The organism is Umezakia ovalisporum Ak1311, from assembly GCF_029891685.1.
GTDB lineage: Bacteria > Cyanobacteriota > Cyanobacteriia > Cyanobacteriales > Nostocaceae > Umezakia > Umezakia ovalisporum.
Genome location: NZ_JANQDJ010000009.1, coordinates 72,754 through 94,466, shown reverse-complemented (window position 1 = coordinate 94,466; position 21,713 = coordinate 72,754). Strand labels below are relative to the sequence as shown.

At 40.6% G+C, this 21,713-nt stretch carries 19 protein-coding genes and 1 pseudogene; 12 read left to right on the top strand and 8 right to left on the bottom strand.

Annotation, left to right across the window (positions count from 1 at the left end; all coding sequences use genetic code 11):
* Window positions 1-436 precede the first annotated feature (436 nt).
* The 5 genes from pstS (at window position 437) to NWP25_RS01585 (ending at window position 5,292) form a co-directional block, all read left to right on the top strand.
* Window positions 437-1,606, top strand: coding sequence for a phosphate ABC transporter substrate-binding protein PstS (pstS, locus tag NWP25_RS01605; protein WP_280651811.1), 1,170 nt, complete (start codon window positions 437-439; stop codon window positions 1,604-1,606).
* Window positions 1,607-1,822: 216 nt separating this feature from the next.
* Window positions 1,823-2,776 (top strand): phosphate ABC transporter permease subunit PstC, encoded by a 954-nt coding sequence (gene pstC / locus NWP25_RS01600; protein ID WP_280651810.1) that lies wholly within the window; start codon window positions 1,823-1,825, stop codon window positions 2,774-2,776.
* 19 nt (window positions 2,777-2,795) lie between these two features.
* The gene (gene pstA / locus NWP25_RS01595) at window positions 2,796-3,677 is read left to right on the top strand and encodes a phosphate ABC transporter permease PstA (RefSeq protein WP_280651809.1); all 882 of its coding nucleotides are present in this window, start codon (window positions 2,796-2,798) and stop codon (window positions 3,675-3,677) included.
* Window positions 3,678-3,738: 61 nt separating this feature from the next.
* A complete protein-coding gene (gene pstB / locus NWP25_RS01590) occupies window positions 3,739-4,542 on the top strand; it encodes a phosphate ABC transporter ATP-binding protein PstB (RefSeq protein ID WP_280651808.1) in 804 nt (267 codons plus the stop codon).
* Between the two features lie 474 nt (window positions 4,543-5,016).
* Window positions 5,017-5,292, top strand: a complete 276-nt coding sequence (locus NWP25_RS01585) for a hypothetical protein (protein ID WP_280651807.1) — start codon at window positions 5,017-5,019, stop codon at window positions 5,290-5,292.
* Between the two features lie 256 nt (window positions 5,293-5,548).
* Here the strand turns inward: NWP25_RS01585 and NWP25_RS01580 are convergent, their stop codons facing one another.
* The 3 genes from NWP25_RS01580 to NWP25_RS01570 form a co-directional block, all read right to left on the bottom strand.
* Window positions 5,549-6,982 (bottom strand): bifunctional orotidine-5'-phosphate decarboxylase/orotate phosphoribosyltransferase, encoded by a 1,434-nt coding sequence (locus NWP25_RS01580; RefSeq protein ID WP_280651806.1) that lies wholly within the window; start codon window positions 6,980-6,982, stop codon window positions 5,549-5,551.
* Window positions 6,983-7,050: 68 nt separating this feature from the next.
* On the bottom strand, window positions 7,051-7,758 hold the full coding sequence (locus tag NWP25_RS01575; RefSeq protein ID WP_280651805.1) for a molybdopterin-dependent oxidoreductase: 708 nt from the start codon (window positions 7,756-7,758) through the stop codon (window positions 7,051-7,053).
* Between the two features lie 77 nt (window positions 7,759-7,835).
* Entirely contained in the window at window positions 7,836-8,435 is a 600-nt protein-coding gene (locus NWP25_RS01570; RefSeq protein WP_280656463.1) for a cytochrome b/b6 domain-containing protein, read from the bottom strand.
* A 291-nt stretch (window positions 8,436-8,726) separates the two neighbouring features.
* Between NWP25_RS01570 and NWP25_RS01565 the strand changes: the two genes are divergently transcribed.
* A complete protein-coding gene (locus NWP25_RS01565; RefSeq protein WP_280656494.1) occupies window positions 8,727-9,197 on the top strand; it encodes a TRAP transporter small permease subunit in 471 nt (156 codons plus the stop codon).
* Window positions 9,181-10,518 carry a TRAP transporter large permease gene (locus NWP25_RS01560; protein WP_280698753.1) on the top strand — a complete coding sequence of 446 codons (1,338 nt, stop codon included), beginning with the start codon at window positions 9,181-9,183 and terminating at the stop codon, window positions 10,516-10,518. Before NWP25_RS01565 ends, NWP25_RS01560 begins: the two co-directional genes overlap by 17 nt.
* 53 nt (window positions 10,519-10,571) lie before the next feature.
* Here NWP25_RS01560 and NWP25_RS01555 read toward each other — a convergent pair whose 3' ends face one another.
* Window positions 10,572-11,672, bottom strand: coding sequence for a TRAP transporter substrate-binding protein (locus NWP25_RS01555; protein WP_280651802.1), 1,101 nt, complete (start codon window positions 11,670-11,672; stop codon window positions 10,572-10,574).
* Window positions 11,673-11,961: 289 nt separating this feature from the next.
* Here NWP25_RS01555 and NWP25_RS01550 point away from each other — a divergent pair, with 289 nt between their 5' ends.
* A complete protein-coding gene (locus NWP25_RS01550; RefSeq protein WP_280651801.1) occupies window positions 11,962-13,401 on the top strand; it encodes a sensor histidine kinase in 1,440 nt (479 codons plus the stop codon).
* 154 nt (window positions 13,402-13,555) lie between these two features.
* On the opposite strand, the gene NWP25_RS01545 is transcribed toward NWP25_RS01550, so the two are convergent.
* Together NWP25_RS01545 and NWP25_RS01540 are read right to left on the bottom strand one after the other, a co-directional pair.
* Window positions 13,556-15,040 (bottom strand): UDP-N-acetylmuramoyl-L-alanyl-D-glutamate--2,6-diaminopimelate ligase, encoded by a 1,485-nt coding sequence (locus NWP25_RS01545; RefSeq protein WP_280698751.1) that lies wholly within the window; start codon window positions 15,038-15,040, stop codon window positions 13,556-13,558.
* Window positions 15,041-15,092: 52 nt separating this feature from the next.
* Entirely contained in the window at window positions 15,093-15,380 is a 288-nt protein-coding gene (locus tag NWP25_RS01540) for a glutaredoxin family protein (RefSeq protein ID WP_280651799.1), read from the bottom strand.
* A gap of 170 nt (window positions 15,381-15,550) precedes the next feature.
* On the opposite strand from NWP25_RS01540, the pseudogene NWP25_RS01535 reads away from it, so the two are divergent.
* From NWP25_RS01535 to NWP25_RS01520, 4 genes and pseudogenes are all read left to right on the top strand, one after another.
* Window positions 15,551-15,682, top strand: a pseudogene (locus NWP25_RS01535) (RNA-guided endonuclease TnpB family protein); the annotation flags it as partial.
* 826 nt (window positions 15,683-16,508) lie between these two features.
* Window positions 16,509-16,718, top strand: a complete 210-nt coding sequence (locus NWP25_RS01530) for a hypothetical protein (protein ID WP_280652450.1) — start codon at window positions 16,509-16,511, stop codon at window positions 16,716-16,718.
* A gap of 10 nt (window positions 16,719-16,728) precedes the next feature.
* Entirely contained in the window at window positions 16,729-17,352 is a 624-nt protein-coding gene (locus NWP25_RS01525; protein WP_280652451.1) for a tetratricopeptide repeat protein, read from the top strand.
* A gap of 42 nt (window positions 17,353-17,394) precedes the next feature.
* Entirely contained in the window at window positions 17,395-18,651 is a 1,257-nt protein-coding gene (locus NWP25_RS01520) for an exonuclease SbcCD subunit D (protein ID WP_280656459.1), read from the top strand.
* 137 nt (window positions 18,652-18,788) lie between these two features.
* Here the strand turns inward: NWP25_RS01520 and NWP25_RS01515 are convergent, their stop codons facing one another.
* The gene (locus tag NWP25_RS01515; protein ID WP_280698749.1) at window positions 18,789-20,417 is read right to left on the bottom strand and encodes a protein kinase domain-containing protein; all 1,629 of its coding nucleotides are present in this window, start codon (window positions 20,415-20,417) and stop codon (window positions 18,789-18,791) included.
* Window positions 20,418-20,424: 7 nt separating this feature from the next.
* Complete coding sequence (locus NWP25_RS01510; protein ID WP_280652454.1) at window positions 20,425-21,597, bottom strand: polysaccharide deacetylase family protein; 1,173 nt, start codon at window positions 21,595-21,597, stop codon at window positions 20,425-20,427.
* Window positions 21,598-21,713 lie beyond the last annotated feature (116 nt).

Sequence of the window (21,713 nt, the reverse complement as noted above, 5' to 3'; positions counted from 1 at the left end):
AAGGATGAGGAGAGGTAAACACCACAGTTAGTATGATGCAAAGTCAAAGTCCCCCTCATGGGCTTGTTCAGCAGTGATTTGTTACTTGTGGAGTGGTGCATTATTTAGCGCATTATTTTAGGCTTGCTAATTTGCTACAAAGCATGATCAAATGTCCTATATTTAAGCTTTTGCGCGCTAATTCCCTGCTGACTTTATTCAAGTTAAGTATGAAATTCCTTGGGAGAATAAGTATTTTTTCGTTATATAATTGGGTTACTTACTTATCTACCCTACTGGGCTTAAATTTTATTTAAAAAAAATATTTAAATTGACAAACTTACTAAAAATAAATATAGTTTTTTACGTTTGTTAACCTTTTGTTTACCTTGAGATCCATTTCTTAGAGGTATCCTGGTATCGCTTATTTGCATAAATTAACTAAAGATTCACAGCAATGCTATCACGTCTAAACGTAATCAATAACAGTCGCATAGCCGCCACAGTTTCAATGTTAGCACTGACATTGACCTTGGGGGCTTGTGGCGGACAGCAAACCTCAGAAACTCCCAGTGATACTCCTGCTACAGATGCTACAGCTACAACTCCTGTTAAATTAGACTTGGGTGGAGACGTGGCATTAACTGGTGCGGGTGCTTCTTTTCCAGCACCTTTGTTTCAAAGTTGGTTTGCGGATATCAACAAAAAGTATCCTAACTTACGAGTTAACTATCAGTCAGTAGGTAGTGGTGCTGGCGTTGAGCAATTTACCAAGGGTACTGTAGACTTTGGTGCCAGTGATGTAGCTATGAAGGATGAAGAAATTCAGCAGGTACCACAAGACAAGGGCGTAATTATGCTGCCGGTGACAGCAGGTGGAGTGGTACTGGCTTACAATTTGCCTGATGTCCCAGAACTAAAGCTACCAAGAGACTTGTACGTAGACATTATTTTGGGTAAAGTGAAGAAATGGAACGATGCCAGGATTGTTGCAGCCAACCCGGATGCCAAGCTTCCTGACCAGTCAATTACATGGGTACATCGTTCTGATGGTAGTGGTACTACAGGTGTGTTTACCAAACACTTGGCTGCTATTAGTCAAGAGTGGAAAGATCAAGTTGGCGAAGGTAAAACTGTAGACTGGCCAGTGGGAGTGGGTGGCAAAGGTAATGAAGGCGTGACTGCCCAAGTTCAACAAACTCAGGGTTCCATTGGTTACATTGAGTATGGCTACGCCAAGCAAAATAACATCAACTTTGCTACCTTGGAAAACAAGGCAGGCAAATTTGTTAAATACAATGACGAATCAGCATCTAAAACTTTAGCGGCGATAGAATTGCCAGAAAATCTCCGTGCCTTTGTACCAGATCCGGATGGGGAGAATTCCTATCCCATTGTAAGCTTTAGTTGGATTCTTGCTTACGAAAATTATCCTGATGCCAACAAGGCAAAAGCAATGGAAGCAGTAATTGAGTACGTTTTAACTGAAGGACAAAAAGTATCTGGTGAATTAGGGTATATTCCTATCCCCCAACCTGTGGCAGAAAAAGTCGCAGCTGCGGCAGATAAAATTAGTCCTGATTATCAAATATCCGTAACTGGCAGTGGTAGTAGTGCTAGCAACTAGTGCTCAGAAATTGCCAACAGCAGCAATTGAAAAGGTGGATTAGCTTAAATCAAAGGTTAATGAGCAGTTAAATAGAGTGTCGCTTTACTAACATTTGCAACTGGCAATTCTGACATCTAAGCCTATGTCAAACTTGCAAAGTTGATAAAGCGACAACTTTATTAACCTGTTTCGCTACCACATTTTTATCCCATTTAATTGTTACATTTAGTAGTCATGACTACAAATTCTCCAACTCTGCAATCGGCAGATATCAAAGGTCGCTCTCAACTGAGAAATTCTCTGGACCGAAGCTTTATTTGGCTGACTCGAACTTTTGCCTTAGCTGTAGCCGGTACTTTATTATGGATTGCTGTACAGGTTACTTTAGAAGCCTGGCCAGCCATTCAAAAATATGGTGTAGCCTTTTTATTTAAAAGTGCTTGGAATCCAGTTATCGATGATTATGGGGTGCTGCCGCAAATTTATGGAACTTTGTTAAGTTCTTTTATTGGTTTGTTCATAGCTGTGCCTATTGGTGTCGGAACTGCTGTGTTATTGAGCGAAAATTTTCTCCCTATTCAAGTGCGCACTGTAACAGTATTTTTAGTAGAACTGCTGGCTGCTATTCCCAGTGTTGTTTACGGAATATGGGGTATTTTCGTTTTAATTCCGATTTTGAATCAAGTAGGGAAATGGATTCATACTTATTTTGGCTGGATACCATTTTTTAGCACTCCACCCACAGGTCCATCCATGTTTCCTGCGGGGGTCATTTTGGCGATTATGATTGTGCCAATCATTACAGCTATATCTCGTGATGCACTAATTTCTGTACCTTCCGCCCTGCGTCAAGCATCCATGGGACTAGGTGCTACTCGTTGGGAAACTATTTTCATGGTAATTATTCCATCTGCCTTTTCGGGGATTGTCAGTGCTGTGATGCTGGCACTTGGTCGGGCGATGGGAGAAACAATGGCCGTAACAATGTTGATTGGTAACGCCAACAATATTAACATCTCAATTTTTGCTCCAGCTAATACCATAGCTTCTCTGCTGGCAAATCAATTTGCGGAAGCTGGTGGTTTGCAAGTTGCGGCTTTAATGTACGCAGGCTTGGTTTTGTTTTTTATTACACTTTTTGTCAACGTCATGGCAGAGTGGATTGTTTTGCGAGTGAAGCGAATCTAGGGTGGTTTTAGATTTAATTATGACATCGAAATTTCCTCAACGCAGTTTAACGCGTTCTCCTCAATCTCCCCGGACTCTGTTTAATTCAGTGATGACCGTGGTAGCATTTATCTGTGGGGGACTAGTGTTAGTGCCTTTAGTGGCAGTAATTACTTACATCGTGATTAAGGGCTTTAGTAGTCTGGAACTTCGTGTGTTTACTGAACTACCACCCCCACCCATGAGACAGGGAGGAGGTTTTGGTAACGCCATTGTAGGAACCATAATCATGGTCAGCATTGCTGCATTGATTAGCATTCCCTTCGGTGTTTTAGCTGCAATTTACTTAACAGAATTCAGCACTGGTAAGCTGGCGAGATGGATACGATTTGCTACTAACGTTCTCAGTGGAGTTCCCTCAATTATTGCTGGAGTATTTGCCTACGGAATTGTGGTTTTGGGGTTAGTCAAGTTGAACTTGGGCTCATACTCAGCTATTGGTGGTGGGTTCGCTTTGTCAATTTTGATGTTGCCAATTATTGTAAAAACCACAGATGAAGCGTTACAGTTAGTATCCCAAGACTTGCGCCAAGCATCTGTGGGTTTAGGAGCTACTAACTTTCAAACAGTAACACAAGTTGTGTTGCCAGCTGCGCTACCAGCAATTGTCACTGGTTCAAGCTTGGCCATCGCTCGTGCTTCAGGGGAAACTGCTCCTTTATTGTTTACGGCTTTATTCTCCCAATTTTGGCCTGATGGCTTATTGGAGCCTACTCCTTCTTTGGCTGTTTTAGTTTACAACTTCGCAATTTCTCCTTTTGCAAATTGGCAATCACTAGCTTGGGCAGGCTCTTTGGTATTGGTATTGATGGTTTTGATTACGAGCATTTTCGCTCGTTGGGCAACTAGTCGAAAAGCTTAGTGAAACCGTAGCTCAATTGCGTTTCTCTATCGCTAAAATTTACATTACATTACAATAGATTATGTCTACTAACACTAGTACGGTGAATAACACTGAAACCGTTTTACGGACAGAAAATCTGAACGTTTACTACGGGAAGTTTTTAGCTTTGCAGAGTATTTGGCTGGATATCCCGAAAAATAAGGTGACATCCTTTATTGGCCCTTCTGGCTGCGGTAAAAGTACATTGCTGCGATGCTATAACCGTCTGAATGATCTGATTGATTCGTTCCGAGCCGAAGGTAAAATTTATTTTTACAATGATAATCTGTATGCACCAAATATTGATCCTGTAGAGGTGCGCCGGAGAATTGGGATGGTATTTCAAAGACCAAACCCGTTTCCTAAATCGATCTATGACAATATCACTTTTGGAGCAAAAATCAATGGGTATAAAGGTAATTTTGATGAATTAGTAGAAAGAAGTCTGCGACAAGCAGCTTTGTGGGATGAAGTCAAAGATAAACTGCGGCAAAGTGGAGCATCTTTATCTGGAGGACAACAACAACGGTTGTGTATTGCCAGAGCCATTGCGGTACAACCGGAAATTATTCTCATGGATGAACCTTGTTCAGCCCTAGACCCTGTTTCTACTCTGCGGGTTGAAGAACTAATTCATCAACTGAAACAAAATTATACTATTGTCATCGTAACTCACAATATGCAACAAGCGGCGCGAGTTTCCGATTATACAGCATTTTTCAATGTGAAAGTTTCAGAAGGTGGTCGCAGTGGTTATTTAGTTGAATACAACTCTACACAAGCCATTTTTAATGACCCGCAGCAAGAAGATACGCGAAATTATGTCAGTGGTAGATTTGGTTAAATTATTAGATAGTTAACAGTTATCAGTTTCACCAACTCGTAAAATTAATAATTGTTAAACAGTTTAATTACTACCAGAGACCCAGTAATTTTGAAAGTTATCGGAACCATTGGTGTCACTGCTAAAACCAAGAGCAGGCTCACCAGTTTTTTTTATAAAAGCCCTGATAACTTTTGTGTCGATATAGATTTTACTGGAGTTTAGACTAAATCAGAGTTGTCTTTATCACCAGTATTTAGACACAAGTGGCCAAGTATATATGAGGCGCTACAAGATAGCAGACCACAGCGACATCTGTGTTGGAAGTGAATGACCCAAAATTAAGACTTGTGCGTGTGAGCTTGTGGAAAGATTTACACTTCCGCCAACCTGCCATACGCCCAAAGCCATCAAGGGGTGTCTAAACTTTTATGGTTGCCTTGGACTGTACCAAACTTTGGTACTTTTAAGCAATGTGAGAGATAGAGTGACCTCATGCCTTTAATGACTTGGGAATTGTGGTTAGCCCATGATATGGTCACTGACAATCCTCTACCTTGGCAGAGGTCTCAGGATAATTTGACCCCTGGAAGAATTGCTCAAGCTATGGGTAGAGTTTTTGTCGCCATTGGTACTCCCACCTCTACACCCAAACCTCGCGGAAAGTCCCCTGGTTGGCAACCAGGAAAAAAGCGTCACCGTCAAAACCCCTGTCCTATTGTTAAAAAAACAGTATCACGTCCACCTAAAAAACCATCAGTTACTGTTTAATATTCCAGATCATTCATAGTTTTGCTAAGTCTCTCATTAACTCAGCCCTGCTGGGTCATTTTCCATGGTCTACTCTAAACTCCAATTGAAAGACCCTGCCGTGATACTCCAGACACAGCACAGCTAATCATCGTTGCTATGAATGACTTACTGGTAGTATATGTAGCGTAAAAACTGCGATTTTTCCCATCATCAATCAGTTTTTTATCACTTAATTTTCCGTAATTATTTTGTTAATTATTAATTACAACTCAAATTAACTTTCTTTAAACGCCAAAAATTGCTCTTGGGTAATTCTACCAGCTTGATAAAGCGTTTCTGTAATTTCGGAAAGAGTGAAAACAGAATGACCTCGATAACCATAATCTCGCAGTCTGTCCTTGACACCTTGTTCATGGTCAATTAACACCACAATATCTTCAACATGCAACCCCGCTGATTTTAACTTTTCTGCACCTTCCATCACACTTTTGCCAGTTATAAGAATATCATCCACCACCGCCACAGTTTCACCAGGATAAAAATCACCTTCAATCAACTTCCGAGTTCCGTGTGCTTTTACTTCTTTACGGGGAAAAATCATAGGACAATGGAGACGCAAAGCTAAACCAGTAGCAGTAGGTAAAGAACCGTAGGGAATACCTGCTAACCTAGCGAAATTGAGATGCTTTAAAATTTCCTCATAACCACTGAGAACTTGATTAAAAACTTGAGGATTAGAAATAATTTTCCGTAAATCGATGTAATAAGGAAAAGTAGCTCCTGAAGCTTGAACAAAGTCACCAAACATAATACAACCAAGATCATATAGTTGTAAAATCAAGTCTTGCTGGGGATGCTGATTTAAAACACAAACATCAGGTAACCACAAAGTACAGCTAGAATTACCATGGACAATTTGAGTTTTCCTTTGATTAATTTCTGCACATAAAGCGTCAATATTTTCAGCCAACTTGGGCTTATTCAACATATCTTGAGGTACAGGGATTAATAATCCATCATCCTTAGCAGTCAAGCCAGCTGCTAAAATTCGATTGAGATCACTACCTTCCGCCCAAACACTGCGTGCCATAATAACACGTTCAGGTGCCACTTGCCGAACCAAAGCTAAAATTTCAGGATTTGTAGTACCTACTTCTAACCCTAATTGTTCTGGAGTGCCCCAATTTTTTGACTCTTTAACTACTTGTAAATAAAGTGGTGATTCATTTGTCGGATATTGTTGTAAGGCTTCCGCCCCTGGATTAGAACTACAACATAAAATAAATACTGCCTTATCAGGGTAAACTAAAAACGGTGCCACATGATCTTGTCCCGTATAGGGACTGAGAGTAATAGCATCTACATTCCAGTCCCTAAATACTTTACGAGCAAAAACAGTACTAGTATTTAAATCACCATGTTTCGCATCTAAAATAACAGGTATATGGCTAGGAATAGCCGCTAAAACTTGTTCCAGCAATTCTATACCTGGAACTCCCAAAGCTTGATAAAATCCTAGCGTTGGCTTATAAGCACAGACTAAATCAGTCGTTTCCCTAATAATAAATTGTAACCAATCATGCAAACCAGAAATCACATCCTCAGATTGATAATTTAAAGGCATCATCTCTGGATTTGGATCAAGACCTACAAATAGTAAGCTTTGATTTTGCAATATGCTAGCCTGTAACTTGTCAAAAAAAATCATGGTGGTAATTAATTATAGATATTATCGCAAGCACCCCTCAAACATCATTCTTTACTCTTTGTCAACTGCTAAATTCCCGCAAACCAATCATAACCTTGATCTTCCCAGTAGCCTTTAAAAGTTGATAAACTATTCACCAGTGAAATTTTAGTTACCCACTTACTTTGCTTATAACCAAGTTTAACAGGTGAAGCTAAACGTAAAGGCGCACCATTGTCAACTGGCAAAGGTTGGCCATTTTTCTCATCAGCCAACAAAGTTTGAGGATGTAAAGCTGAAGCTATATCCCAACTTTCATAGTAACCATCAGCAGACTTAAAATAAGCAAACCGTACATTGGCTTTAGGCTCCGCAAGAGCAATCACCTCCCGTAGACGTATGCCACCCCATTGCACGATTGCTGCCCAACCTTCCACGCAAACATGACGAATAATCATAGAACTTCGAGGTAAGGTTTGAACTTCAGCTAAAGTAAGGCTCAGAGGTTTGTTCACTTCCCCATCAATAATTAAGCGATATTTATCTAAATCAATAACTGGTGTATGTCTGAAACTATTAACTATTAATTCCTGTGGTTGAATTTGACTAACTGTAAATTCTGGTACAGGCTTGAGAGAGTTAAATATTAATTCTCCCACTTTGCGATTAAGTGGTTCAGTAAGTGTCCCTACCATATCTTCAAACAAAGGTGTACCACAACCACCTAGCAGTAAACTTATGCTAGATAATCCAGAAATTTTAAGAAACTGACGACGCTGTATGTGATAAAAATTCATTTTTTCTCCAGAAAATCACAATAGACCAATCATTAATGAATAAACGTAAATTTATCCCGGATGTTAATCAAGTCAAATTACCAAAACATAGATTCCGTCAGTTGAGAACCTCCAGCTTTTTGTCCTAAAAATCCATGAATTACTGTAAATATAATTACTATTGGTACAGTTAAAAAATGAACAATCCGTAATCCTTGCCAACTACCAAACATATCTACAATCCAAGGAAATTGAGCAGGTTTATACATACCTAAACCCGTAAGTAATGCTAAAAGTAAAACAGGGATAATTGCAGTGTAAATTATGCGATGCCAAGCATAACTTAAACGTTGAGAATTTTGAGTTTTTTGTAATGCTTTGAAATCATTGACTCCAACAAATCTATGCCGCCAGCGTCGCGTCACAAAAACATAAATTCCATAGCACAGCAGATTTAATGAAAACAACCACATGGAGGCAAAGTGCCAGTGTCTACCACCTGCTAACCAACCTCCTAACGTCAATATAGGGGGAATGTGTAAACCAGCACGTCCACCAAATACTGGGTTGGCATTGTAAATTTGTAGCCCACTGGTGATCATGATCAACAAGCTGATGATATTAATAGAATGGAAAATCTTAGCCCCTAGGGCTTGATGATGTAATTTGCGTTGCAAAGAAGGAAGATTTGAACTCATGGATGAATGATAAAATTTACCTACTTTAATCTTCTCATCCCCTGCCACCCTCAACACAATGGAAACTTATTAGAGCCATTGCAAAATCGCCTTGGTAGCAGGTGAGCTAAGACTCCCCTTTTGTTTGAGCATTTTTCCTTAAAGAACAATAATTAACTACTAAAAACACTCATCACAACTCAAGAGGTTAAAACATCCTTGGCAAAATTATCAAGATTATTAACAATAGCCAGATTTATTGATGCATGCACCGAACGCATTGGCAAATTGACCATTTGGCTAGTACTACTCATGGTCACACTTGGTGTATGGAATGTTGCAGGACGATATCTAGGGCGGCTTGTTGGCATTAATGTAACTTCTAACGCTTACATAGAAGCCCAATGGTATATTTTTGATTTAATTTTTTTGTTGGGTGCAGGGTATACTTTAAAAGCTAACGAACACGTCCGCGTGGATGTGTTCTACAGCAATTGGCCACCTAAGGGCAAAGCATTGGCAGACTTAGTAGGAACAGTATTATTTCTAATTCCATTTTCTATTATGGTCATATTTTTTTCTTGGGATAGCATTGTCGCTTCCTGGCAAATTTGGGAAACATCCCCAGACCCTGATGGTTTACCCCGCTACCCGATTAAAACCATGATTATCATCTGTTTTGTCTTGTTGATTTTCCAGGGAATTTCTCAAATCATTAAAAACTGGGCAATTCTTCAAAGCAAACCAGAAACCCAGGAGGAAAAACATGACACTGGATTATGAATGGCTCGGACCAGGGATGTTCGCTGGGGCACTAGTACTGCTATCGTTAGGATATCCCGTAGCATTTTCCCTGGGTGGAGTAGCAATTCTATTTAGCATAGTGGGAATTGTACTTGGTGTATTTGACCCCGTGTTCCTCACTGCTATGCCACAGCGAATTTTTGGCATCATGGCCAATTACACCCTCCTAGCTATCCCTTACTTTATTTTTATGGGGTCCATGCTAGAAAAATCCGGCATAGCTGAAAATTTGTTAGAAACAATGGGCATTGTCTTGGGACGCTTACGCGGCGGACTAGCTTTAGCCGTAGTCATAGTGGGCACCCTCCTAGCTGCAACTACTGGTGTGGTGGCTGCAACCGTGGTGGCTATGGGTTTAATTTCTCTACCCATAATGTTGCGCTACGGATACAACAAGGAACTAGCAACAGGCGTAATTGCCGCATCTGGTACTCTCGGGCAAATTATCCCGCCAAGTGTTGTTTTGGTAGTAATAGGTGATCAGTTAGGGGTTTCAGTTGGTGATTTATTTATCGGTTCAGTGATTCCCGGTTTAATGATGTCCGGTGCCTTCGCCCTACACATCCTGATTGTAGCATTTCTCAAGCCAGATTTAGCTCCAGCCTTGCCCGCCGAAGTGAGGAATATTAGTAGTGAAGCTTTGGGAAAACGCGTAATTCAGGTAATGCTACCCCCGCTCATTTTGATTTTATTAGTACTGGGAAGTATATTTTTTGGCTTTGCTACCCCCACAGAAGCAGGTGCGGTGGGTTGTGCAGGTGCCATGGCTTTAGCAGCGGCCAACCGCAAATTTACCATAGCATCCCTGGGTCAGGTTTGTGATACCACTTTAAAAATTACCACCATAGTACTGTTTATTTTGTTAGGTTCCACCGCCTTTAGCTTAGTATTCAGGGGACTCAATGGCGATCAATTTATGTTTGATGTTCTGGCTAATCTTCCCGGCGGCAACATCGGCTTTTTGTTTGTCAGCATGGTAACAGTATTTATTCTGGGCTTTTTTATTGATTTTTTTGAAATTGCCTTTATTGTTATTCCTTTGTTTGTGCCAGTAGCCCAGCAATTAGGAATTGACCTGGTTTGGTATGGTGTAATTTTGGGTGCAAATTTACAAACTTCGTTTCTCACACCCCCCTTTGGCTTTGCCTTATTTTACCTACGTGGTGTAGCACCGCCAGAAGTCACCACATCCGACATCTATCGCGGTGCTATCCCGTTTATTTTGCTACAAGTCCTCGTTTTGCTATTGATTATTATTTTTCCTGGTATAGTGAGTTATTTGCCCAATTTGGGTAAATAAGCCCTGGGGACAATTGACTGTTAACTCAGTTTTTGTCCCCCGCTTCCCACGACCTAACCCTTGGACATGGCAAAATTGGCATAACTCAATTCATTGACCCGATTCCAGTCAAAAACTTGTTTACGAAAGCTTTTCCACTGTTCGTAAACTTGTTTGAAGGTTGCGTCTTTACCAGCATTTTCTTCTAAAAACTCAACAGAAGCTTTTTGAGCCGCTTCCATAATTTCTGGACTAAACGAAACTAGTTTAGTACCATCGGCAATTAATCTCGAAAGTGCTTGACCGTTCAAAGCATCATATTCAGTCAGCATATTCATGTTGGCTTCATGAGTCGCTGTTTTAAAAATTTCTTGGTATTCCTTTGGTAATTTGTCCCAAGCACCACGGTTAACTAATACCTCCAATGTCGGACCTGGTTCCCACCAACCGGGATAATAGTAAAATTCAGCAGCTTTATGTAACCCTAGTTTTTCATCATCGTAAGGACCCACCCACTCAGCCGCATCAATTGCACCGCGATCTAATGCCAAAAAAATTTCCCCTCCAGGTAACACTTGCACATTTACACCCATTCGAGATACCACTTGTCCTCCCATACCGGGGATACGCATCTTTAAACCTTGGAGGTCAGCAACAGTGTTGACTTGTTTTTTAAACCATCCTCCCATTTGCGCCCCAGTGTTACCAGCTGGAAAGTTAATAATGTTAAAGTCACCATATATCTTCTGCATGACTTCTAACCCTCCACCGTGATACAACCAAGCATTCTGCTGTTGCGCGTTTAATCCAAAAGGTACAGAGGTAGCAAAAGCTAAAGCTAAATTTTTACCGACGTAATAATAACCCGCAGTATGTCCACATTGCACTGTACCCCCCTGTACAGCATCCATGACTTGCAACCCCGGAACCACTTCTCCAGCCGCAAAAGGTGTAATAGTGAAACGTCCGTTAGTCATTTCTTTCACTCGCTTGGCAATTACATCTGCACCACTAAAAATCCCTAGAGATTTAGGCCAGCTAGTTGCCATTCGCCACCGCACATTAGGCAATCCAGTTTGCACATTAGCCGCAGTTTGGTTACGGGCACAGGAACCTAAGGTCACAGCAGTTGCAGTGGCAATGGCAGCTGTATTAATAATTTTTCGACGTTTCATAGTATGCTACGTACTGAATTTTTTGGTGATAAAGTAATTTACCAGTTTTTTGCATACCCTACCCTACCTCTGTATCCATTACTGCACCAGTCAGAAAGTGTCATAAAATTACCCCCTACCTCTCCCCCCCCTTCCTTGCTCAATTTCAACCCTTAACAGGGGAAATTGCACCTATATTGTTCGGTTCTACCACTGTTGCCACCAAACAAAAGAATATAATCTCATAGGTAGTAGTGTAATGCCTAATTGAAAGGCCACTAATCGCTCTTCAGTCAAGGGGTGAAAACCTGTGTATCAATGGATATTGCCAAGCCTCAGTGAAATTTTAGCCCAAAACCAACCAAATATGGCTGAATGCTCACCAACAAAAGCAGAGCAACAGTGGCGCATGAGTTTAGCAGCTACGCAACAACTGCTAATCAACACATTAGCAGATGCTACACCTCACACCACCCAAGGATTAGTTTTAGCAGCACCAGCACCTCTATTTACTCAGCCAACATTAACTCAAAATTTGCCAACTGTTACTTTTACGGCAAAGCCATTTAACCCCTTGGCACTCATGCCATTTTATCTGCCAACCATTATTCCCGGAACAAATACACAAACAGTTCCCCAAGAATCTATATTACCTTTACTACCGGCCGATCCACTGGCAACAGAACGCTTTTGCCTAGTTTTTACAGACAAATTTAGACTAGTTCTGGTTTTAAAAGAACAAGAAAACGGTGACAAAGCTTTTTCATTTTCCTTTCAGCCAGAAGTAGTACAACAAGCTTGGCGATCGCTTGGTGCTAGGGTAATGTTAACTAATCCAGAATTTTTCCGCGAACTCGATACATTAGTACAAAAATACTCTCCAGTAGCACCAGATTACCAAGTCATAATTCACTTCAGCCAGTTGTTACTCCAAGAATTAACAGACCCAGAAAGCAATAAAGAACCATCAGAAAACCCTCCATACAGCACTCACAAAACAGAACCCACAACCCCATCCCCAACCCCCGATATAGAACTGCTCCAGGCTTTTGCTCACGAAGTACGCACACCGTTAACAACAATTCGTACCCTGACTCGCCTACTACTCAAACAGCGAGACCTACCCCCCAACGTCACCAGTCGGCTAGAAATTATTGATCATGAATGTACTGATCAAATTGACCGGATGGAATTGCTGTTCACAGCAGCAGAATTAGAAAACTCTCCCCCCGTAAAATCTCCTAGCACCGAACTGACACCCACGTGTTTAGATCAAGTCTTGCGCCAGAGTGTTCCCCGTTGGCAACAAGCAGCCCATCGGCGAAATTTGACCCTAGATGTCGTCTTACCCCAACAACTACCAACAGTAGTCAGCAACCCCAACATCTTAGATCAAGTACTCACCGGCTTAATGGAAAACTTTACCCGCAGCTTACCCCCAGGGGGTCATATTCAAGTCCAGGTAATTCCAGCCGGTGATCAACTCAAGTTACAACTATCCCCCCAATTCCATTGCCAAGGCACAAACCCAGCCACAGAAACCATCACACCACCAATTCGCAAGGCCCTTGGTCAACTCCTCATGTTTCAACCAGAAACAGGCACTATTAGCTTAAATATTGCCGCAACCAAGCATCTATTTCAGGCCATTGGCGGCAAACTCATTGTACGCCAACGCCAACACTATGGAGAAGTCTTAACTATTTTCTTGCCTCTGGATGTTAGGAATAAGCAAAAGTTAAAACTTTAAGACCACTCCTAACCCCCAAAATTTAATCACCTACCCAAGACAACAATAAACTTCCCTGGGGCTACCCCGCCGCAGTTAATTTTGTATGTATACCCCACCCTGGCTAAATAGTGGCAGAAGTGTTACCAATAATCAAACCCAGCGGCAACTAACTTTAGAGCTTGAATTTTTCCTCTAAAGCCTCTCGTGCTTGTTCTCGGTCGTCAAAATGAATTTTTTCAGTGCCCAGAATTTGGTAATCTTCATGACCTTTACCAGCTAGTAACACCCCATCACCAGGTTGTGCCTGTAAAATTGCACTACGAATAGCACTGGCGCGATCGCATATCACCACTGGTTCAACTGAATCAGGAATTCCCGCCAAAATATCTTGTAAAATCCTTTCCGGGTCTTCAGTACGCGGATTGTCAGAAGTCACCACTGCTACATCAGCTAACTCAGCAGCTATTTTACCCATTTTTGGGCGCTTAGTACGATCGCGATCGCCTCCACAGCCAAACACACAAATCATCTTACCCGGAATAAACGGCCGTGCAGCCTTGAGCAAATTCTCCAAACTATCAGGAGTATGAGCATAATCGACAATCACACTGATATCTTGCTCATAACTAATTTGTACCCGTTCCATCCGTCCAGGAACCCCAGGAAACTCAGGTATTACCCCAGCAACCAACTGCAAATCTAGCCCCAAATGTAAAACTGCACCTACAGCCGCCAAAAGATTCCCTAAATTGTACTGCCCAACTAAAGGAGAGCGAAAAGCCACATCACCTTTTGGCGTATGTAACATACCGCTAACACCATTCGGCTGATAATTTAAATCACTCATCCACAAATCAGCACTGTGATCATTAACGCTGTAACTCCAAACAAGTTCTGAATTTAAAGATGCAATTAAACGTCTACCATAGAAATCATCAGTATTAATAATTGCCCGTTCCTTGAGATAATCAGCACTAAACAACAATGCTTTAGCCGCAAAATAATCTTCCATATTGCGGTGAAAGTCCAGATGGTCTTGAGTGAGATTAGTAAACACCCCCACCTCAAATTCACACCCCAAAACTCGACCTTGAGCTAGAGCATGGGAACTCACTTCCATACAGCCGAACTCACAGCCAGCACTTACCGCCTCAGCTAGTTGCCGTTGTAATTCCACAGCAAAAGGAGTAGTGTGGATAGCGGTTTGCTCAAAACCAGGCCAACGAGTATACAAAGTTCCCATCAAAGCCGTAGATAAATTCCCTCTACTCAACAGAAATTCTATCAGATGAGTAGTTGTCGTTTTACCATTAGTACCAGTTACACCCACTAGCTTGAGTTTTTGTCCTGGATAACCGTAAAAAGCAGCCGCTAACTGAGCGCAGACCTCAGTCATATCCACCGCACTCATAACAACCCCCTCATTTGTAGGAGGATTTTTTTGCCATGCTTGCCGTGAAATAATTGCCGCCACGGCTCCTGACGTTATCGCACTAGGCCAAAAATCCCCACCATCTACCCGCGTTCCAGGCATACCAATAAACAAATCACCCACACCGCAAGCATGAGAATTCGTCTTCAAACCCTTAACTTCCACATCGGGTACCGCCGAATAATCAATACCATCTATCACCGCCAATAATTCCCGTAATTTCATTTGGTAAACCTCGCCACACAATTGTCTTGGGATTATTCTGCAATATTTTTTCCTACATAGATAAGTACTTACTCAACATTTGCTCTAATTGCTGCACACTAGCACGAGGAGAAAGACGTGGCAAACGCTCCTCCACTGTTTCCCCTTTTTTGTCCTCCGGGATTCTGTAGCTCAATAAACAAAGAACGGGAACTTCGTACTGATAAGCTAAAAACCAATCCTCACGGGTGTTGATATCCCTAACTTCCAACTCAAAACAGAAATTTCTGACTTTTTGTAATTTCTCCTGTAAACCCTCACACAAATGACACCCCGGTTTGCTGTACAAAATTAATCGCATTTTCTCAATAAATTAATCACATACTCAAAAATATTTTTACCCCACCCCACTTTTAACTTCCCCAAGGCTTAATTCAACTTTAGCTTAAACCCCAAGAAGCCCCTCACCAAACCACACATAAAAAGAACTTAAAAGTCAAACACCACCAGTTATCTAGAAAAAAAGGTTTTAATCATTCTATTAAAGCCAGAAAAAAAGTTCCCAGAGTTCACAGAAAAATAACTAACTGCCGTGAAGATTTTCTGCACAAACTACTGGCTAGGATAGTCAACGAAAACCAAGTTTTGTCCTCACAATATTAATATTAAAACCATGATACAAAATCATAAACTAGCTAAACCCATTCCTCAACTTAGATAGAGAATATTTTGCACCATCTTGAAATATAAAGCACAAACACAAGGAAAGACTTATCAAAGTGACATTCTTTCAGTCCCCTTGCGGGGATTAGGTGAGCAGAAAGCCAATAGCACTGATATTGAAAATGAACTTGCTGAATTAAGTTTCAGTCCCCTTGAGAGGATTAGATTAGGGAAAACCCACCCCGCTGCAATTAAGCTTAGTAGCATTATATTTCAGTCCCCTTGCGAGGATTAGATGGGCAGAAAAACCCCTAACCGAAACATATCCTGCAAGCCAAGTCTAGAGGTGGTTTTGGCAAACCTGACGAAGAAACTCAATTTCAGACTTTGAAAAGTTGCCAACTCAAACCGATGAAACCCTATAAGTATTGACTTGTCAAGGTTCTGGGCATTTGCTAAGACCCCATGATTTTTGACCCCACCACAGGTCTGGCAAAAACTTTAATCATCACCAAATCCTACAATAATTGTTTGCTTTTGTCTAGATACCTCAGAGCATTGACACCCTCGGGGCTAAAGCCAGGGAGGTTCTAAATTCTACCTCAGAATTTCCTCTAGCAGGTTTTCACCAACTAGAGTAATAAAAAGAAGCAGTATATATTATAATTCCTAGTAATTTATACTAAAAACAAATCTTCAAGGAGATTTACAGATCCTTGCAATAATCCGAAATACAGATATAAACGATAAAAGTTTTGTCTGGTGGGCATCTTGCCCGCTCTTGTGCCTACTCAAATCAAATGTATTGTTAAATTGGTGTAAAATTATGCATTCTCAAGAGTACAACTGTGTTGATAAAGTCAATGAATTGTTAAGAAAACTCAGGATAAGAGAAACCCAATTAAAACTGGCTAAAATACATAACATGAGTTACACATCTCAAATATTGGAAAATCAAATATCAGAATTACAACACCAACTATCAGAAGCAAAAGACCCGGAAATTCACGCCTTGATGAGTTTATTAGACGATTAAATTGAAAATAATGAACTCAACAAACCTCCTAGAACAAAAGCTTGCCCGCTGGCAAGAAATTATCTCGAACAATCCCCATGACCCCAAAGCTTATGTGCAAAGGGGTATGGTTCATTTTCAGCTAGCAAATATTCATGCTTCCATTGCTGATTTTGACAATGCAGAAAAACTTGAACCCCGGTTAACACCATATTTGTGGCAACGGGGGCTATCTTATTACTATGCTGGTAGATTTGCTGAAGGCGCTGGACAGTTTGAGGTAGATTTAACTGTCAACTATCAAGACATGGAAGAAACTCTCTGGCGCTACCTTTGCGTTGCTCAAACCAATGGTGTTACCCCAGCACGCCAATGTTTATTAGAAGTAAAAAATGATCCTCGATTAGTTATGCGCCGCCTATATGATTTGTATGCAGGTGGCTGTTCCCCAGATGATTTACTCAAACTAACTATTAATCAAGATAAACGCACTAAATTTTACAGTCATCTTTATGTTGGATTGTATTTTGAAGCAGAAAACCAAATAGAACTATCACAGCAACATATTGGGCAAGCGGTTCAGGAAAAAATTGATGATTATATGTGGTACCTGGCTTGCGTACACCAAAAATTGCGATCGCCACTTTTTTCCTAAAATTAAAACATTAATTACAGTACCCCATCACACCTGACAAAAATGATTAAAATCCTGCATCTCTCCGACATTCACATGGGAAGCGGTTTCTGTCACGGACGCATCAATGCAGCCACAGGATTAAATACACGATTAGAAGATTTTGTCAAGACATTATCTCGATGTATTGACCGAGCCATAGAAGATCCAGTAGACTTAGTTTTGTTTGGTGGTGATGCCTTCCCAGATGCCACCCCGCCGCCATACGTGCAAGAAGCCTTTGCAGTTCAGTTTCGCCGACTTGTGGATGCAGATATTCCCACAGTACTGTTAGTAGGAAACCACGACCAACATTCCCAAGGAACCGGAGGAGCAAGCTTAAATATTTACCGCACCTTGGGGGTGCCAGGGTTTGTGGTAGGTGACAGTTTAACCACTCACAACATTAATACCCCCAGGGGCAAAATACAAGTCATTACTCTACCTTGGCTGACTCGTTCTACCTTAATGACCCGCCAAGAAACCAAAAACGCGTCTTTAGCCGAAGTCAATGAACTGTTAACACAACGCCTACAAGTAGTTTTAGAAGGAGAAATTCGCCGTCTTGACCCCCATGTGCCCACAGTACTTTTAGCTCACTTGATGGCAGACAATGCCACATTAGGAGCAGAACGCTTGTTAGCAGTAGGTAAAGGCTTTACCTTACCTCTATCTTTACTCACCCGGCCTTGTTTTGATTACGTAGCATTAGGACACGTTCATTGCCACCAAAATTTGCATAAATCTAACAACCCACCAGTAATTTATCCAGGAAGTATTGAAAGAGTAGATTTTAGCGAAGAAAAAGAAGATAAAGGCTATGTCATCATAGAATTAGAGCGCGGTAGAGCTGACTGGGAATTTTGCCCTTTACCGGTTCGGACTTTCCGCACCATAGAAGTAGATATATCCAAAGCCGATGATCCCCAAAGAGCTCTAATGAAAGCAATAGCTAAAAATCATATAGAAGATGCTGTAGTGAGGTTAATTTATAAACTCCGTTCTGAACAGATAGAGCTCATTGATAATAACGCCATTCATGAAGCGTTAACTCTAGCTCACAACTATACAATTCAGGCAGAATTAGTCAGTCAATTAGCTCGACCCAGAATACCAGAATTAAGCGCCAGCAGCAGTATTGACCCTAAATCAGCTTTGCAAACTTACTTAAATAATCGCGAAGACTTAAAAGATATTGCTGCTTCTATGTTAGAAGCAGCAGAAAAATTACTCGCAGATGATGCAGACATTTGGTTAGAAGCCGCAACAATTGATCTGTAGAGACCATCCCCACCCCTGAGTTTGTTCGCAACGATAGAAGAGCTTTTTATCTGAACTTATCTGTTTCCCCTAGACGACAAATATCATCTGGAATATACTGATATTCAATTCCATTAATCATGAATATTTTCTAACTTTCAACGGCTTTGGGAACTTTTAGTTACCCAAAATTGAAATCCAGATTCCTGACTCAACCTGTTAGCAAAACTCCAAGCAGCACTTTCTGAGGTAAAGCTTGCAGCCTGGGTTTCTTTCTTAGTGATGAATGCATCGCCACAGTAATTATTTTTTACTGCACTGAGAGCGTTACTTGGCCCTTTTACAGCCCACCATTGAGCGCCGGGAATATAGGAATGACCACAAGTTGATTGCCATGTAGTAGAAGAACTAGAATTTCCTTGTACAGCTTCTGAGTTTATAGTATTGGAAATACCAACATCAGATGATGCCAAAGATTTTATACGTTTTCTCTCTGCTGCTAAACGTTGCCGTTCTTCTCTAGCTTGTCGAGCTACTGTAGCCAAACGTTGTTGCTCTTGCTGCACCGCTTTTTTCTCAGCTTCAAGACGTTTTTGTTCAGCTTCTCGCGTCTCCTGTTCTGCCTGAGCAGCTTTTTGTTCAGCTTCTCGCGTCTCCTGTTCTGCCTGAGCAGCTTTTTGTTCAGCTTCTTGCTTCTCCTGTTCTGCCTGAGCAGCTTTTTGTTGGGTTTTCATAATCTCTTGTGTTATGAAAAGTCCACTGACTAATCCTAAAGTAATTAGCAGAAGCGTAACTATAATTGGCTTTAAACTTAATTGGGAAAAATTTTTAATTTGATCAGCTGCTACTTGGCTATTTGCTACTTTTGTATTGACCAAGGTTTGTAAATCAGAACTATACTGCCTATTGCCATCAAACTTTGGTGAAATAACAAATGTATTGGCTTGACTAGGAAGTGTTGACCTTACACTTTGTTTGCTATGATGTAAATCTTGATACATTGCTTCTGCTGTAGGATACCGACTACCTAAATCTACTTTAATAGACCTATCTAGTACTTCCGCTAATTTCGGTTCAAGTTTTGCTACATAACTTTGCCAATCCAGTTCACCTGTAAGAGGATTCATCGACATTTCAATGGGTAATTTTCCCGTCATCCCAGAAATGATAGTCATTCCTAACGCATATAAGTCACTGCTAAACATTGTTCTTCCAGCACTTTGTTCTGGAGCCATAAAACCTCTAGTTCCCACTATCACTGAACTAACTGTAGAACCTGAACCTAAAGTCACGGCTCCCATAGTTTCCTTAACAGCGCCAAAGTCAATTAATACAGGTAAGCGAGCGCTATCTCGGAGGATAATATTTTCAGGTTTAATATCTCGATGAATAATATTTTTACTGTGAATGTATTTCAATGTGTTCAACAGGGAAGAAAGAATAATTGTGGCGTGTTCTGAGGTAATTTGACCAAACTGAGCCATATTTTTACCCTCAATATATTCTTGCACAAGATAAAACTCACCCCCATCAGTAAAGTAGCTGTATAGTTGCGGAATTTGACCACAATGATTTCCCAGTTCTTCTAGTACTACCGCTTCTTTTTGAAAAAGTTGTTTAATTAATTGCAGAGAAGTATGAGCATTTTGGTTATTGGGTTTAAGACGTTTAACCACCACCAGACGTTGGGAAGGCATTTGAGTGTCATGAGCTAACAAGGTTTCACCGAAACCTCCAAAACCCAGAGCAGAAACAATTTTATAACGGTTAACCAGAAGTTTATCCATATGTATATTAATTAATGGCTTTACTTAGGATGACAAATTGGAATCCTCGACTTTTCAATTGAGCGATAATCGGTTCTAGAGCTTGAACTGTATTTTGACGGCTCTGACTTTCTTCGGAATGTATGAATGTAAGATTAGTATAAAAACCATCATGCATTAATACAACACCGGGGGTACTGGCACTGCCAACAGCTTTAGTAATAGAAGCAACTGAACTGTTTTTTCGCCAATCATTGGTATCAACTATCCATTGAGCGCTACTAAGACCCAATTGATGAACTGCTGCCAATACTTGTGCATTTTGCCTACCGTAAGGAGCACGAAACCATCGAGTTGGATAATGGTCCCCCAGACATTGGTTAATACTTTCTTGAGCTTTAATAATTTCTTGACGTTGCTGTATTGGGCTAAGTTTAGTAAATACAGGATGAGTATCGCTATGATTACCAATTTCATGGCCTGACTGATAAATCATTTTTAAAATTTCACAGTTTTCTCTCACGCGCTTACCAACAACAAAGAAAGTAGCTTTAACTTGATTTTTTTGGAGAATATTCAGAATTTGAGGAGTATATTCCTTGGTTGGTCCATCATCAAAAGTTAAGGCTACAGATTGGCGTTTCATCGCTGCCAAAAAAGTAGATTTATTTTGTAAAGATAAATCAACAAATACAGGTTTCAGGGATACTGGCAAAGATTCAATTCTCTGCTGCTGTTCAAGGCGATTCAGGAAAAAATCTTGCCATGCATTTGCCACCCGTCGATATTCTTCAGTATATTTTAAATACTCACGAGACCTCAAATAGTTACTACTATTTGAGGGAATTGATTGCATTAAATTTTGGGATATTCCTAAATCGTTAATTACCTGATTAACAATCTTTAACCCTTGCTTTGGCTCTGGAATTCTATAAAGGTGATTTAATTCCTTTACAACACTCTGTAAATTTTGTTTTCCCTTAAAAAAATTAATGTCTGAAGAAGTAACTTTGTCCAAGGAACTATTAGGAATCAGGACTTGATCAGATGGTGAATTGACACGAGGAACTTGTTTTTGTTCCACAGGGCTATCTGTAGTAAGATTCGAGGTATTATTTTTCGTAGACTGGTGATTAACCAAAAAATACACAATAATTGCGCTGATGACATTAGCAATTAATACTATTCTCAGTAAATACATGGATCTGGGTATATGGTAAAAATATTTGCCAACAAAATTTTGATTAACAATGAAAGTATTATACAGGGATATTAGAAGAAGCCATTTCTAATCAAGCAGTTATCATCATTGAAATT